The sequence below is a fragment of the Pseudomonas sp. 14A genome (assembly GCF_018132745.1).
Taxonomy (GTDB): domain Bacteria; phylum Pseudomonadota; class Gammaproteobacteria; order Pseudomonadales; family Pseudomonadaceae; genus Aquipseudomonas; species Aquipseudomonas mercuritolerans.
This window is the reverse complement of record NZ_JAGRQJ010000015.1, coordinates 375,659-389,963: the sequence shown is the minus strand read 5'-3', so window position 1 is coordinate 389,963 and position 14,305 is coordinate 375,659. Positions and strand designations below refer to the sequence as shown.

The window sequence follows — 14,305 nt, the reverse complement described above, 5'->3', positions numbered from 1 at the left end:
GCGGGTGTTCCTCTTCAGGAGACTCCGATGTCCGTTGAGCACGCTGCGGTACAACGCGCCGATTTCGACCAGGTAATGGTTCCCAACTACGCGCCTGCCGCTTTCATTCCGGTGCGTGGCGCCGGTTCCCGGGTCTGGGATCAGTCCGGCCGCGAGCTGATCGACTTCGCCGGCGGGATTGCCGTCAACGTATTGGGCCACGCGCATCCGGCGCTGGTCGGTGCGTTGACCGAACAGGCGAACAAGCTGTGGCACGTGTCCAACGTGTTCACCAACGAACCGGCCCTGCGTCTGGCGCACAAGCTGATCGACGCCACGTTTGCCGAGCGTGTGTTCTTCTGCAACTCCGGCGCCGAAGCCAACGAGGCCGCATTCAAGCTGGCCCGTCGCGTCGCATTCGACCGTTTCGGCACCGAGAAATACGAAATCATCGCCGCGCTGAACAGCTTCCACGGCCGTACCCTGTTCACCGTCAACGTCGGTGGCCAGTCGAAGTATTCCGACGGTTTCGGCCCGAAAATCACCGGCATCACCCACGTTCCCTACAACGATCTGGCCGCGCTGAAAGCGGCGGTGTCCGAGAAGACCTGCGCGGTCGTGCTCGAGCCGATCCAGGGCGAGGGCGGCGTGCTGCCGGCCGAGCTGGCTTACCTGCAAGGTGCCCGCGAACTGTGCGACGCGAACAACGCGCTGCTGGTGTTCGACGAAGTGCAGACCGGCATGGGCCGCAGCGGCAAGCTGTTCGCTTACCAGCATTACGGCGTGACCCCGGACATCCTCACCAGCGCCAAGAGCCTGGGGGGCGGTTTCCCGATCGCGGCGATGATGACCACCGAAGCGCTGGCCAAACATCTGGTGGTCGGCACCCACGGCACCACCTACGGCGGCAACCCGCTGGCCTGCGCCGTCGCCGAAGCGGTGATCGACGTGGTCAACACCCCTGAAGTGTTGAACGGCGTGAACGCCAAGCACGACAAGTTCAAGACCCGCCTGCAACAGATCGGCGAGAAATACGGCCTGTTCACCCAGGTGCGTGGTCTCGGTCTGCTGATCGGTTGCGTGCTCAGCGAAGCCTGGAAAGGCAAGGCCAAGGACATCTTCAACGCCGCCGAGCAGGAAGGCTTGATGATTCTCCAGGCTGGCCCGGACGTGATCCGTTTCGCCCCGAGCCTAGTGGTGGAAGATGCCGATATCGACGCAGGTCTCGACCGCTTCGAACGTGCTGCGGCGAAGTTGACGCAAGCCTGATGGACCTTTCGGCGCCTGGAGTTTTTCCGGCGCCGAACCAATTTTTGATACCGGGCACATTCACCTGTTGGATTGAACCTGTGGTGAGGGGATTTATCCCCGATGGGCTGCGCAGCGGCCCCATATTTTTGGGGGTGCTTCGCCCCCCAGCGGGGATAAATCCCTCGCCACAAGTCCCATTCCTGCATCGATCTTTATGTGGGCCCGGTTTTTTCTGTGAATATTGAAGAGAAAGGAGTGACACCATGCTGGTGATGCGCCCCGCGCAAATGGCTGATCTGGGCGAGGTACAGCGTCTGGCTGCGGACAGCCCGATTGGTGTCACTTCCTTGCCGGATGACGTGGAACGTCTGAGCGACAAGATCGCCGCGAGCGAAGCTTCGTTCGCCGCCGAAGTGAGCTTCAACGGTGAAGAGAGTTACTTCTTTGTCCTCGAAGACTCGAGCACCGGCAAACTGGTCGGCTGCTCGGCCATCGTCGCTTCCGCCGGTTATTCGGAGCCGTTCTACAGCTTCCGCAACGAGACTTTCGTCCACGCCTCCCGCGAGCTGAAGATTCACAACAAGATCCACGTGCTCTCGCAGTGCCACGACCTGACCGGCAACAGCTTGCTGACCAGTTTCTACGTGCAGCGCGAGCTGGTCGGATCGCCATGGGCCGAGCTCAATTCCCGTGGCCGTCTGCTGTTCGTCGCCAGCCACCCGGAGCGTTTTGCCGATTCGGTGGTGACCGAGATCGTCGGTTACAGCGACGAGAATGGCGACTCGCCGTTCTGGGATGCGATCGGGCGCAACTTCTTCGACCTCAACTACGCCGAAGCCGAGCGCCTGTGCGGGCTGAAAAGCCGCACCTTCCTTGCCGAGCTGATGCCGCATTACCCGATCTACGTGCCGCTGCTGCCGGATTCCGCCCAAGAGGCGATGGGCCAGGTGCACCCGCGTGCGCAGATCACTTTCGACATCCTGATGCGCGAAGGCTTCGAGACTGATCACTACATCGACATCTTCGACGGCGGCCCGACCCTGCATGCACGCGTGTCGGGGATCCGTTCGATCGCCCAGAGCCGCGTGGTGCCGGTGAAGATCGGCGAGCCGGTCAAAGGCGCCGGGCGTCAGTACCTGGTGGCCAACGCACAGTTGCAGGATTACCGCGCGGTGTTGCTCGAGCTGGATTACGCGCCGGGCAAACCGGTGACGCTGGATATGGAAGCAGCCGAAGCCCTGGGCGTCGGTGAAGGTGCCAGCGTGCGCCTGGTGGCGGTTTAACGCCTTAGCGAGTTTCACGGGTGGCGCGAGCGGCCCGTTTGAGGAGATAGCATGATTGTTCGTCCCGTACGCAGCAGCGATTTATCCGCGCTGATCGACCTGGCCCGCAGCACCGGCACCGGCCTGACTACCTTGCCGGCCAACGAAGAGCGCCTGACCCACCGGGTCGGCTGGGCCGAGAAGACCTTTCGCGGCGAAGCCGGGCGTGGCGATGCCGACTATCTGTTCGTGCTCGAAGACGATGACGGCCGCGTGGTGGGGATTTCCGCCATCGCCGGTGCGGTCGGCCTGCGTGAGCCCTGGTACAACTTCCGCGTCGGTCTGACGGTCAGCGCTTCGCAAGAGCTGAACATCTACCGCGAAATTCCGACGCTGTTTCTGGCCAACGACCTGACCGGCAATTCCGAGCTGTGCTCGCTGTTCCTCCACGCCGATTACCGCAACGGCCTCAACGGCCGGATGCTGTCCAAGGCGCGCATGCTGTTCATCGCTGAGTTCCCGGAGCTGTTCGGCAACAAGATCATCGCCGAAATGCGTGGCGTGTCCGACGACGCCGGGCGCTCGCCGTTCTGGGAAAGCCTCGGCCGCCATTTCTTCAAGATGGAGTTCAGCCAGGCCGATTACCTGACCGGCGTCGGCAACAAGGCGTTCATCGCCGAACTGATGCCGAAATTCCCGCTGTACACCTGCTTCCTCTCGCCGGACGCGCGCAACGTCATCGGCCAGGTGCACCCGGACACCGAACCGGCACTGGCGATGCTCAAGAGCGAAGGCTTCAGCTATCAGGGTTACGTCGACATCTTCGACGCCGGCCCGGCCATCGAATGCGAAACCAGCAAGATCCGCGCGGTGCGTGACAGCGAAGCGCTGGTGCTGGCCGTCGGCACGCCGGGCGATGACGCCACGCCGTTCATCATCCACAACCGCAAGCGCGAGGATTGCCGCATCACGGCTGCCCCAGCGCGCCTGGCTGCGGGCACCCTGGTGGTCGATCCGCAGACCGCGAAACGTCTTCAACTCAGCGCCGGCGATCAGGTTCGCGCCGTGGCGCTGTCCGCTGCACGGGAGTCGAAATAATGAATTCGCTATACATCGCAGGTGAGTGGCTGGCCGGTCAGGGCGAGGCCTTTCAATCGCTGAACCCGGTGACCCAGCAAGTGCTGTGGGCGGGCGAGGGCGCCACTGCCGCGCAGGTCGAATCGGCGGTTCAGGCTGCTCGCCAGGCCTTTCCTCAGTGGGCACGTCGCACCCTCGAGGAGCGCATCAGCGTCCTCGAAGCTTTTGCTGCTGCGTTGAAAAACCACGCTGACGAACTGGCTCGCACCATCGGCGAAGAAACCGGTAAGCCGCTGTGGGAGTCCGCGACCGAAGTCACCAGCATGATCAACAAGATCGCCATTTCGGTGCAGAGCTACCGTGAGCGCACCGGCGAGAAGAGCGGCCCGTTGGGCGACGCCACCGCCGTATTGCGCCACAAGCCGCACGGCGTGGTTGCGGTGTTCGGCCCTTACAACTTCCCCGGTCACCTGCCCAACGGTCATATCGTCCCGGCGCTGCTGGCCGGTAACAGTGTGTTGTTCAAGCCCAGCGAACTGACGCCGAAAGTCGCCGAGTTGACGGTCAAGTGCTGGATCGAAGCCGGTCTGCCGGCAGGCGTGTTGAACCTGCTGCAAGGCGCGCGGGAAACCGGTATCGCGCTGGCGGCGAACCCGGGTATCGACGGTCTGTTCTTCACCGGTTCCAGCCGCACCGGCAATCACCTGCACCAGCAATTCGCCGGTCGCCCGGACAAGATTCTTGCGCTGGAGATGGGCGGCAATAACCCGCTGGTGGTCGATCAGGTCGCTGATCTGGACGCGGCGGTGTACACGATCATTCAGTCGGCATTCATCTCTGCCGGCCAGCGCTGCACCTGCGCCCGCCGTCTGCTGGTGCCGCAAGGCGCGTGGGGCGACAGCCTGCTCAAGCGTCTGGTTGAAGTCAGTTCGACCATTGAAGTCGGTGCCTTCGATCAGCAACCGGCACCGTTCATGGGCTCGGTGATTTCCCTCGGCGCGGCGAAAGCCTTGATGGATGCGCAGGAACAACTGCTGGCCAACGGCGCGGTGGCGCTGCTGGAAATGACTCAGCCACAAGCGCAATCGGCCTTGCTGACTCCGGGCATCGTCGATGTGACGGCAGTGGCCGAGCGTCCGGACGAAGAACTGTTCGGGCCGCTGCTCCAAGTGATCCGCTATGCCGATTTCGGCGCCGCGATCACTGAAGCCAACAACACCGCTTATGGGCTGGCTGCCGGTTTGCTCTCCGATTCCGAAGCGCGTTATCAGCAGTTCTGGCTGGAAAGCCGCGCCGGCATCGTCAACTGGAACAAACAGCTGACCGGCGCCGCGAGCAGCGCGCCGTTCGGCGGCGTCGGCGCCTCGGGCAACCACCGCGCCAGCGCCTATTACGCAGCGGATTATTGCGCGTACCCGGTGGCCTCGCTGGAAACCCCGAGCCTGGTGTTGCCTGCCTCGCTGACACCCGGCGTGAAAATGGCGTAGCGCCCATTCGCGAGCAGGCTCGCTCCCACAGGGAAATGCATTCCAGTGTGGGAGCGAGCCTGCTCGCGAAGGCCGCGCCTCGGTCGCAAAGAATAGTTACTGAAGCCTATAACAACAGATTCTCGTGGAGCCTCGCTGATGAAATCCTATGAAGTCAATTTTGACGGTCTAGTGGGGCCGACCCATAACTACGGTGGTCTGTCCTACGGCAACGTCGCCTCGCAGAGCAACAGTCAGCAATCCTCGAATCCGAAGGAAGCGGCGCTGCAAGGTCTGGCGAAGATGAAAGCGCTGATGGACATGGGCTTTCAGCAAGGCGTGCTGGCTCCGCAGGAACGTCCCGACGTGGCCGCGCTGCGCCGTCTGGGCTTCAGCGGCACTGACGCGCAAGTGATCGAACGCGCCGCCAAAGAAGCGATGCCGCTGCTGGTCGCCAGTTGCTCGGCGTCGAGCATGTGGGTGGCCAACGCCGCCACGGTCAGCCCAAGTGCCGACACCGCTGACGGCCGCGTGCACTTCACCGCCGCCAACCTCAATTGCAAATATCACCGCAGCATCGAACACCCGACCACCAGCCGCGTGCTCGGGGCGATGTTCGCCAATCAACAGCACTTCGCCCATCACGCCGCATTGCCGGCAGTGGCGCAGTTCGGCGACGAAGGCGCGGCCAACCACACGCGTTTCTGCCGTGAGTACGGCGAGGCGGGCGTCGAGTTTTTCGTGTTCGGCCGCAGTGCGTTCGACAACCGTTTCCCGGCGCCGCAGAAATACCCTGCACGCCAGACCCTCGAAGCCTCGCAAGCCGTGGCGCGTCTGCACGGTCTGCGTGACGAAGGCGTGGTCTACGCGCAGCAGAATCCCAACGTCATCGATCAGGGCGTGTTCCACAACGACGTGATCGCCGTGGGCAACGGTGAAGTGCTGTTCTATCACGAGGACGCCTTCCTCGAGACCGACAAGATGCTTGCCGAGCTGCAAGCCAAGCTGGCCAAGGTTGGCGGTAACTTCCAGTCGGTGTGTGTGCCGCGTTCGGCGGTCACTGTGGATGACGCGGTGCGTTCCTACCTGTTCAACAGCCAGTTGCTCTCGCGTCCTGACGGCTCGATGCTGCTGATCGTGCCGCAGGAATGCCAGGCCAACGAACGCGTCTGGGCTTATCTGCAGAGCCTGACCAGCTCCGGCGGGCTGATCCGCGAAGTGAAGGTCTTCGATCTCAAGCAAAGCATGCAGAACGGCGGTGGCCCGGCATGTTTGCGTCTGCGCGTGGCGCTGAATGAAACCGAACTGGCGGCGGTCAACCCAGGGGTTATCATGACGGCCCCGTTATACGGTTCGTTGACCGCATGGGTTGAAAAGCACTACCGCGACCGCCTCAGCGAAACCGATCTGGCGGACCCGCAGTTGCTGCTTGAATGCCGGACGGCACTGGATGAACTGACGCAAATCCTTAAACTGGGCGCGGTTTATCCCTTCCAGATCAATTGATCGCCGGCGCGCTGCCTGAACGCGGCGCGCGGCGTGTCACCCCAAGAGAGTAAAAACATGAGCGATTCCCTGCAGCTGATCCTTGAAGACACCGACGGCACGCAATTGCAAACCTCGTGCACCCGCGTCGCGGTGATGTGGCAAGGCAAAGAGCTGTGGATCCAGCAGGACGGCCGTGGCCAGCTGCTGATCGGCGTGGACGTCGAGGAAGGTGACGAAGAGTACGCCAACCTGCTGCTGCGGCCATTGGCGACTAATCTGGTAAGTCTGCAACTGGAAATGGAACCGGCTGACCTCGGCGCTGACGAGGATCACGTACACGGCCCGGATTGCAACCACGACCACTAAGGAAACCGCTCTATGCTCGCCCTCGGCAAACTGCTTGAACTGACCCTCGCCGGCCGCGAACCGGCGGAGAAGACTCAACTGACTGTCGAAGGCGTGCGCATGCGCTGGTTGAGCGAAGGGGCGCTGGAAGTGCGGCCCCCGGAAGCGCGCGACAATGGCCTCGACCTGCTGCTGTCGGCAGGCATCCATGGCAATGAAACCGCACCGATCGAGTTGCTCGATCGGTTGCTGCACGACATTGCACGCGGCGATCTCAAGCCGCGCGCACGCATACTGTTCCTGTTCGGCAACCCGGAAGCGATCCGCAAGGGCGAGCGTTTCGTCGAGCAGGATGTCAATCGGCTGTTCAACGGCCGCCACGAACAAAGCAGCGGCTCGGAAGCCTTGCGCGCCTGTGAGCTGGAACGACTGGCGGCGAGTTTCTTCAGCAAACCCGATCGCCAGCGTCTGCACTACGACCTGCACACGGCGATTCGTGGCTCGAAAATCGAGCAGTTCGCCTTGTACCCGTGGAAGGAAGGGCGCCAGCATTCCCGCCGCGAACTGGCGCGCCTGCGCGCCGCCGGCATGGAAGCAGTGCTGTTGCAGAACAAACCATCCATCGTCTTCAGCTCGTACACCTACGACAAACTCGACGCCGAGGCTTTCACCCTGGAACTGGGCAAGGCGCGGCCGTTCGGGCAGAACGACGGCGTCAACGTCTCACTGCTGGAAACCCGTCTGAAGCAGATCATCGAAGGCACTGAGCCGGAGACAGAAGCAGGGCTGGACGGTTTGCAGCTGTTCAGCGTGGCGCGGGAAATCATCAAGCACAGCGATGCGTTCCGCCTGAATCTGCCGGCGGACATCGAGAACTTTTCCGAGCTGGAACCGGGTTATGTGCTGGCCGAAGACCTGGCCAATACCCGCTGGGTGATCGAAGAGCAGGGCGCACGGATCATCTTCCCCAACCCCAAGGTCAAGAACGGCTTGCGCGCCGGCATCCTGATCGTCCCGGCCACTGACGAAAACCTCGCCTGATAGCGACATCTGAATCGGCACAAAACCAATGTGGGAGCGAGCCTGCTCGCGAAAGCGGTCTACCAGTCAACTTGTCGTCGGCTGGCAGTCCCTCTTCGCGAGCAGGCTCGCTCCCACATTTGATTTGAGTGAGGTCAAAAACTCACTCGACGTTACACGGCTACCGCACGCGGCTCTGTACGACGCAGCGCACGAACTTTCTGCAGCGTGTCCGCGCAAGTCCGCGCTGCTTCCTGGCCCTTGTGCACAAAGTGCTCGAAGAAGAACTTCTGATGCTCTTCGCCCGAATGGAAGTGATGCGGGGTCAGCGACACCGAGAACACCGGCACTTCGGTTTCCAGCTGCACCTGCATCAGGCCGCTGACCACCGATTGCGCAACGAATTCGTGGCGATAAATGCCGCCGTCCACCACCAGGGCGGCGGCGACGATGCCGGCGTAACGGCCGGACTTGGCCAGCAGCTTGGCGTGCAGCGGCATTTCAAAAGCGCCGCCGACTTCGAAGAAATCGATGTCCGATTCCTGATAGCCCTGCACCAGCATTTCAGCGACGAAGCCTTTACGGCTCTGGTCGACGATTTCCTTGTGCCAGCAGGCCTGGATGAACGCGACGCGCTCGCCCTGTGGGTGTTTGCTTTTGCTGTCGATAGCGGTGGGTTGCATGTTCTGACTCCTGTTTGTGTGAAAAACAGGGCGTTATGAATCGAAAGGGATGCAAGGGTGCGAACGCAGGCACGGATGCACGCGGACGGCCCTTTGGCGTCGATCCCGTTCTCTCTTCATCCGGACTATGACCGTCGGCCCCGGGATCACACCGGGTCTGCTGACCTTGCCGACGCACCCCGACTCAAGTCGTGTGCAACGCCAAGCGCTCGCGGGCTATGCGCGTTGCGCGCAATTACCGCCGGTGGGGAATTGCACCCCGCCCTGAGAACGTTTGTGCCGCCCATAGGCGGGCGGCGGCAAGTTTGTAACACATATTTCCCGGCCATGCACATGACACTGTGGGAGCGAGCCTGCTCGCGAATGCGCCTTCACATTCAACGCATATGCTGACTGTTACTGCGCTTTCGCGAGCAGGCTCGCTCCCACAAGGATTGTGCTTTTTCCTGAGGGCGGTGATTTTTCCTCGGTCGAGGGTTGATTAATCTGCGCGATGACCGCAGTAATCCCACTTCACAAAGGGATTCCCCCTGCTGACCAGAGGCCAGGTTCATGAGTGTTATCGATCTTCGCAGCGACACCGTCACCCAACCGACTCCCGCCATGCTCGAGGCGATGACCGCAGCGGACACCGGAGACGACGTGTATGGCGAAGATCCGACGGTCAATCGCCTCGAGGCCGAACTGGCCCAACGCCTGGGCTTTGCCGCCGCGTTGTTCGTGCCGACCGGAACCATGAGCAACCTGCTCGGCCTGATGGCGCACTGCGAGCGGGGCGACGAGTACATTGTCGGTCAGCAGGCGCACACCTATAAGTACGAAGGTGGCGGGGCGGCGGTGCTCGGTTCGATTCAGCCGCAGCCGCTGGAGGTGCAGGCTGACGGTTCACTGGATCTGGATCGGGTCGCGGCGGCGATCAAGCCGGACGATTTCCATTTCGCCCGCACGCGTTTGCTGGCGCTGGAAAACACCATGCAGGGCAAAGTGCTGCCGCTGGAATATCTGGCGCGCGCGCGACGCTTTACTCAAGAGCATGGCCTGCAACTGCACCTGGACGGCGCGCGGTTGTACAACGCGGCGGTCAAGCTTGGCGTCGATGCCCGGGAAATCACTCAGCATTTCGATTCGGTGTCGGTGTGCCTGTCCAAAGGCCTCGGCGCGCCGGTCGGCTCGGTGCTGTGCGGCTCCGAGCAACTGATCGGCAAGGCGCGGCGTTTGCGCAAAATGGTCGGTGGCGGCATGCGTCAGGCCGGGTTGCTGGCGGCGGCTGGCTTGTACGCGCTGGATCATCACGTCGAACGGCTGGCCGATGACCACGCCAACGCCCAGTTGCTCGCCGAGGGTCTGCGTGAGGCCGGTTTCGTCGTCGAACCCGTGCAAACCAACATGGTGTATGTGCAAATGGGCGACAAGGCCGCAGCACTCAAGGACTTTGCCGGCGGAATCAGGCTCAGCGCCGCCGCGCGCTTGCGCATGGTCACGCACATGGACGTCAGCCGCGCGCAAATCGAACAAGTGATCGCGACATTCGTCGAGTTTTCACGCAAGTGACAGCGTCAGCCGTCCAATTGACCGTTTCTATCGTATAAACACGCTGTACCCCGCGCGCAGGGCCGATATAATGCGGCCCTTTGCCGTCGCTTCGTCTCATGACGTTTCGAACAGGCCTTTGGCCGCAGCCTCCGTGGAAGAACCTAATGAAAAGCGCAGAAATCCGTGAAGCCTTCCTTCGCTTCTTCGAAGAGCAAGGCCACACCCGTGTAGCCTCCAGCTCTTTGATTCCGGGCAACGACCCAACCCTGCTGTTCACCAACGCGGGGATGAACCAGTTCAAGGACTGCTTCCTGGGCCAGGAAAAACGTGCGTACACCCGTGCCACCAGCAGCCAGAAATGCGTGCGCGCCGGCGGCAAGAACAGTGACCTGGAAAACGTCGGTTATACCGCGCGTCACCACACGTTCTTCGAAATGCTCGGTAACTTCAGCTTCGGCGACTACTTCAAGCACGACGCGATCACCTTCGCCTGGACCTTCCTGACTGGCGTGCTCAAGCTGCCGAAGGAAAAGCTCTGGGTCACTGTCTACGCCACCGACGACGAAGCGTATGACATCTGGACACAGAAAATCGGTGTGCCCGCCGAGCGCATGATCCGCATCGGCGACAACAAGGGCGCGCCGTACGCTTCCGACAACTTCTGGACCATGGGCGATACCGGCCCGTGCGGCCCGTGCACCGAGATTTTCTACGACCACGGCGAGCACATCTGGGGCGGCCCGCCGGGCTCGCCGGAAGAAGATGGCGACCGCTACATCGAAATCTGGAACAACGTGTTCATGCAGTTCAACCGCACCGCCGACGGCGTGTTGCATCCGTTGCCAGCGCCGTCGGTGGACACCGGCATGGGCCTGGAGCGGATCAGTGCGGTGATGCAGCACGTCAACTCCAACTACGACATCGACCTGTTCAAGAACCTGCTCAAGGCTTCGGCTGAAGCGATCGGCTGCGAAAACGGCGATCAGTCGTCGCTCAAAGTCGTTTCCGACCACATTCGTTCCTGCGGTTTCCTGATTGCCGATGGCGTGCTGCCTTCCAACGAAGGTCGCGGTTACGTGCTGCGCCGGATCATCCGTCGCGCCTGCCGTCACGGCAACAAGCTCGGCGCTACCGGCAGCTTCTTCTACAAGATCGTCGCGGCGCTGGTCGCCGAGATGGGCGAAGCCTTCCCGGAACTGCAGAAGCAGCAAAGCAACATCGAGCGCGTGCTCAAGGCTGAAGAAGAGCAGTTCTCCAAGACCCTGGAGCACGGCCTGAAAATCCTCGAGCAGGATCTGGCCGAGCTCAAAGGCACCGTGGTGCCAGGCGACGTGGTGTTCAAACTCTACGACACCTACGGTTTCCCGATGGACCTGACCGCCGACATCGCCCGCGAGCGCGGCCTGACCGTCGACGAAGCCGGTTTCGAGCGCGAGATGGAAGCGCAGCGTGTTCGCGCGCGTTCGGCCAGCTCGTTCGGTCTGGACTACAACACCCTGGTCAAGGTCGACGTGGCCACCGAGTTCACCGGTTACGCCGCCACCAGCGGCTCGGCGAAAATCGTTGCCATCTATAAGGATGGCCAGTCGGTCGACGTGCTGAGCGAAGGTCAGGAAGGCGTGATCGTGCTCAACCAGACGCCGTTCTACGCCGAATCCGGTGGCCAGATCGGCGACTGCGGTTTCATTCAGGCCGGCAGCAGCCGCTTCGACGTGCGCGACACCACCAAGACCGGCGGCGCATTCCTGCACCACGGTGTGCTGGCCGCGGGCAGCCTGACCATCGGCGCGCCGGTGGAAACCCACGTCGACGCCGAAGTGCGTCACGCCACCGCGCTGAACCACTCGGCGACGCACTTGCTCCACGCCGCGTTGCGTCAGGTGCTCGGCGAGCACGTGCAGCAGAAAGGTTCGTTGGTCGACAGTCAGCGCCTGCGTTTCGACTTCAGCCACTTCGAAGCGATCAAGCCTGAGCAGATCAAGCAGCTGGAAGACATCGTCAACGCCGAGATTCGCAAGAACTCCGCCGTTGAAACCGAAGAAACCGACATCGAAACCGCGAAGAACAAAGGCGCCATGGCGCTGTTCGGCGAGAAGTACGGCGACAGCGTGCGCGTGCTGAGCATGGGCGACTTCTCAGTTGAACTGTGTGGCGGTATCCACGCCAACCGTACCGGCGACATCGGCCTGCTGAAAATCATCAGCGAAGGCGGTGTGGCATCGGGCGTGCGTCGTATCGAGGCAGTCACCGGTGCTGCGGCGCTGGCCTACTTGAACGCGGCGGAAGAACAACTCAAGGAAGCGGCCAGCCTGGTCAAGGGCAGCCGCGACAACCTGATCGACAAGCTCTCGGCGGTACTGGAGCGCAACCGTCTGCTGGAGAAACAACTCGAGCAGTTGCAGGCCAAGGCAGCCAGCGCGGCGGGCGACGATCTGTCGGCCTCGGCAATGGACGTCAAGGACGTGAAGGTGCTGGCCGCCCGTCTGGACGGTCAGGATGGCAAGGCGCTGCTGGCGCTGGTCGATCAGCTGAAAAACAAACTCGGCCGCGCAGTGATCCTGCTCGGCGGTGTCCATGAGGAAAAGGTCGTACTGGTTGCAGGTGTAACCAAGGACCTGACTGGCCAACTCAAAGCCGGTGATTTGATGAAACAGGCTGCTGCGGCAGTGGGCGGGAAGGGCGGTGGTCGTCCGGACATGGCGCAGGGCGGCGGTGTCGATGCCGCTGCGCTGGATGGCGCACTGGCGCTGACCGTTCCATTCGTCGAGCAGGCTTTATAAGACGGCTCGCCGGGCTCGCAGTCTAGTGGCGGGCCTGGCGACTGTTCGAAAGATTATTGGGCGCCCTTCATGGGCAGAGGCGGCTTTGAAATGGCTTTGATCGTACAGAAATTTGGAGGCACCTCGGTCGGCACTGTCGAGAGAATCGAGCAGGTCGCCGACAAGGTTAAGAAATTCCGCGATGCCGGCGATGACCTGGTGGTTGTGCTGTCTGCAATGAGCGGCGAAACCAACCGTCTGATCGATCTGGCCAAGCAAATCAGTGGCGAGGCGCAACCGGTTCCGCGCGAGCTGGACGTGATCGTGTCCACCGGTGAGCAGGTGACGATTGCCCTGTTGGCCATGGCGCTGATCAAGCGCGGTGTGCCGGCGGTGTCGTACACCGGTAATCAGGTGCGGATCCTGACTGACAGTGCGCACAATAAAGCGCGTATCTTGCAGATTGATGACCAGAAGATTCGCGGTGATCTGAAGGCCGGCCGCGTGGTAGTTGTCGCCGGTTTCCAGGGTGTCGACGAGCACGGCAACATCACCACCCTCGGTCGCGGCGGTTCCGATACCACTGGTGTGGCACTGGCTGCAGCGTTGAAGGCGGATGAATGCCAGATCTACACCGACGTCGACGGTGTCTACACCACCGACCCGCGTGTGGTGCCGGTCGCTCAGCGTCTGGACAAGATCACCTTCGAAGAGATGCTGGAAATGGCCAGCCTCGGCTCCAAGGTGCTGCAGATCCGTGCGGTGGAATTCGCCGGCAAGTACAACGTTCCGCTGCGCGTACTGCACAGCTTCAAGGAGGGTCCGGGCACCCTCATTACTATTGATGAAGAGGAAACCATGGAACAGCCGATCATTTCCGGCATCGCTTTCAACCGCGATGAAGCCAAGCTGACCATCCGTGGCGTGCCAGACACCCCGGGCGTGGCGTTCAAGATTCTCGGCCCGATCAGTGCCGCGAACATCGAAGTCGACATGATCGTGCAGAACGTCGCGCACGATAACACCACCGACTTCACCTTCACCGTGCACCGCAACGACTACCAGGCCGCACAGACCGTGCTGGAAAACACCGCTCGCGAGATCGGTGCCCGTGAAGTCGTTGGCGACACCAAGATCGCCAAGGTCTCGATCGTCGGCGTCGGCATGCGTTCCCACGCAGGCGTGGCCAGCCGCATGTTCGAATCGCTGGCGAAAGAAAGCATCAACATCCAGATGATCTCGACTTCGGAAATCAAGGTGTCCGTAGTGATCGAAGAGAAATACCTGGAACTGGCCGTGCGCGCGCTGCACACGGCTTTCGAACTGGATGCTCCGGCCCGTCAGGGCGAGTAATCCGCTTCTGTGAAGGGCGCGGTCTGACCGCGCCCTTTATTTTTGAATGGCGCGAGCCCCGGAACTGTTCTTTTGCTCGCGCTGGTCAA

11 protein-coding genes and 1 riboswitch are annotated in these 14,305 nt (G+C 61.8%); of the genes, 10 read left to right on the top strand and 1 reads right to left on the bottom strand.

What is annotated here, in order from left to right:
- The first annotated feature begins 27 nt into the window (after positions 1–27).
- The 7 genes from PS14A_RS18660 (at position 28) to astE (ending at position 7,909) form a co-directional block, all read left to right on the top strand.
- Positions 28–1,248, top strand: coding sequence for an aspartate aminotransferase family protein (locus PS14A_RS18660; protein ID WP_212616937.1), 1,221 nt, complete (start codon positions 28–30; stop codon positions 1,246–1,248).
- A gap of 245 nt (positions 1,249–1,493) precedes the next feature.
- Positions 1,494–2,513 carry an arginine/ornithine succinyltransferase subunit alpha gene (gene aruF / locus PS14A_RS18655; RefSeq protein ID WP_024014015.1) on the top strand — a complete coding sequence of 340 codons (1,020 nt, stop codon included), beginning with the start codon at positions 1,494–1,496 and terminating at the stop codon, positions 2,511–2,513.
- Positions 2,514–2,564: 51 nt separating this feature from the next.
- Positions 2,565–3,590 carry an arginine N-succinyltransferase gene (astA, locus tag PS14A_RS18650; RefSeq protein ID WP_024014014.1) on the top strand — a complete coding sequence of 342 codons (1,026 nt, stop codon included), beginning with the start codon at positions 2,565–2,567 and terminating at the stop codon, positions 3,588–3,590.
- On the top strand, positions 3,587–5,056 hold the full coding sequence (astD, locus tag PS14A_RS18645; protein ID WP_212617051.1) for a succinylglutamate-semialdehyde dehydrogenase: 1,470 nt from the start codon (positions 3,587–3,589) through the stop codon (positions 5,054–5,056). The genes astA and astD overlap by 4 nt, the downstream gene beginning before the upstream one ends.
- 138 nt (positions 5,057–5,194) lie before the next feature.
- Positions 5,195–6,541 carry an N-succinylarginine dihydrolase gene (astB, locus tag PS14A_RS18640; RefSeq protein ID WP_212616936.1) on the top strand — a complete coding sequence of 449 codons (1,347 nt, stop codon included), beginning with the start codon at positions 5,195–5,197 and terminating at the stop codon, positions 6,539–6,541.
- A gap of 57 nt (positions 6,542–6,598) precedes the next feature.
- Positions 6,599–6,889, top strand: coding sequence for a hypothetical protein (locus tag PS14A_RS18635; protein WP_016773591.1), 291 nt, complete (start codon positions 6,599–6,601; stop codon positions 6,887–6,889).
- A gap of 12 nt (positions 6,890–6,901) precedes the next feature.
- Entirely contained in the window at positions 6,902–7,909 is a 1,008-nt protein-coding gene (astE, locus tag PS14A_RS18630) for a succinylglutamate desuccinylase (protein ID WP_212616935.1), read from the top strand.
- A gap of 152 nt (positions 7,910–8,061) precedes the next feature.
- On the opposite strand, the gene PS14A_RS18625 is transcribed toward astE, so the two are convergent.
- Positions 8,062–8,571: a 6,7-dimethyl-8-ribityllumazine synthase gene (locus PS14A_RS18625; protein WP_076563870.1), complete on the bottom strand. Its 510-nt coding sequence runs from the start codon at positions 8,569–8,571 to the stop codon at positions 8,062–8,064.
- Positions 8,572–8,674: 103 nt separating this feature from the next.
- Positions 8,675–8,847, bottom strand: a riboswitch (FMN riboswitch).
- Positions 8,848–9,123: 276 nt separating this feature from the next.
- On the opposite strand from PS14A_RS18625, the gene ltaE reads away from it, so the two are divergent.
- From ltaE to PS14A_RS18610, 3 genes are all read left to right on the top strand, one after another.
- A complete protein-coding gene (ltaE, locus tag PS14A_RS18620; RefSeq protein WP_212616934.1) occupies positions 9,124–10,122 on the top strand; it encodes a low-specificity L-threonine aldolase in 999 nt (332 codons plus the stop codon).
- A 146-nt stretch (positions 10,123–10,268) separates the two neighbouring features.
- Positions 10,269–12,884, top strand: coding sequence for an alanine--tRNA ligase (alaS, locus tag PS14A_RS18615; protein ID WP_137213943.1), 2,616 nt, complete (start codon positions 10,269–10,271; stop codon positions 12,882–12,884).
- A gap of 90 nt (positions 12,885–12,974) precedes the next feature.
- Positions 12,975–14,216 (top strand): aspartate kinase, encoded by a 1,242-nt coding sequence (locus PS14A_RS18610; protein ID WP_016773595.1) that lies wholly within the window; start codon positions 12,975–12,977, stop codon positions 14,214–14,216.
- The last annotated feature ends 89 nt before the right edge of the window (positions 14,217–14,305 follow it).

Excerpts from the sequence above, each read along its gene's own strand:
- PS14A_RS18660 (WP_212616937.1), top strand. The coding sequence starts at position 28 with ATGTCCGTTGAGCACGCTGCGGTACAACGCGCCGATTTCGACCAGGTA.
- aruF (WP_024014015.1), top strand. The coding sequence starts at position 1,494 with ATGCTGGTGATGCGCCCCGCGCAAATGGCTGATCTGGGCGAGGTACAG.
- astA (WP_024014014.1), top strand. The coding sequence starts at position 2,565 with ATGATTGTTCGTCCCGTACGCAGCAGCGATTTATCCGCGCTGATCGAC.
- astB (WP_212616936.1), top strand. The coding sequence starts at position 5,195 with ATGAAATCCTATGAAGTCAATTTTGACGGTCTAGTGGGGCCGACCCAT.
- PS14A_RS18635 (WP_016773591.1), top strand. The coding sequence starts at position 6,599 with ATGAGCGATTCCCTGCAGCTGATCCTTGAAGACACCGACGGCACGCAA.
- astE (WP_212616935.1), top strand. The coding sequence starts at position 6,902 with ATGCTCGCCCTCGGCAAACTGCTTGAACTGACCCTCGCCGGCCGCGAA.
- PS14A_RS18625 (WP_076563870.1), bottom strand. The coding sequence starts at position 8,571 with ATGCAACCCACCGCTATCGACAGCAAAAGCAAACACCCACAGGGCGAG.
- ltaE (WP_212616934.1), top strand. The coding sequence starts at position 9,124 with ATGAGTGTTATCGATCTTCGCAGCGACACCGTCACCCAACCGACTCCC.
- alaS (WP_137213943.1), top strand. The coding sequence starts at position 10,269 with ATGAAAAGCGCAGAAATCCGTGAAGCCTTCCTTCGCTTCTTCGAAGAG.
- PS14A_RS18610 (WP_016773595.1), top strand. The coding sequence starts at position 12,975 with ATGGCTTTGATCGTACAGAAATTTGGAGGCACCTCGGTCGGCACTGTC.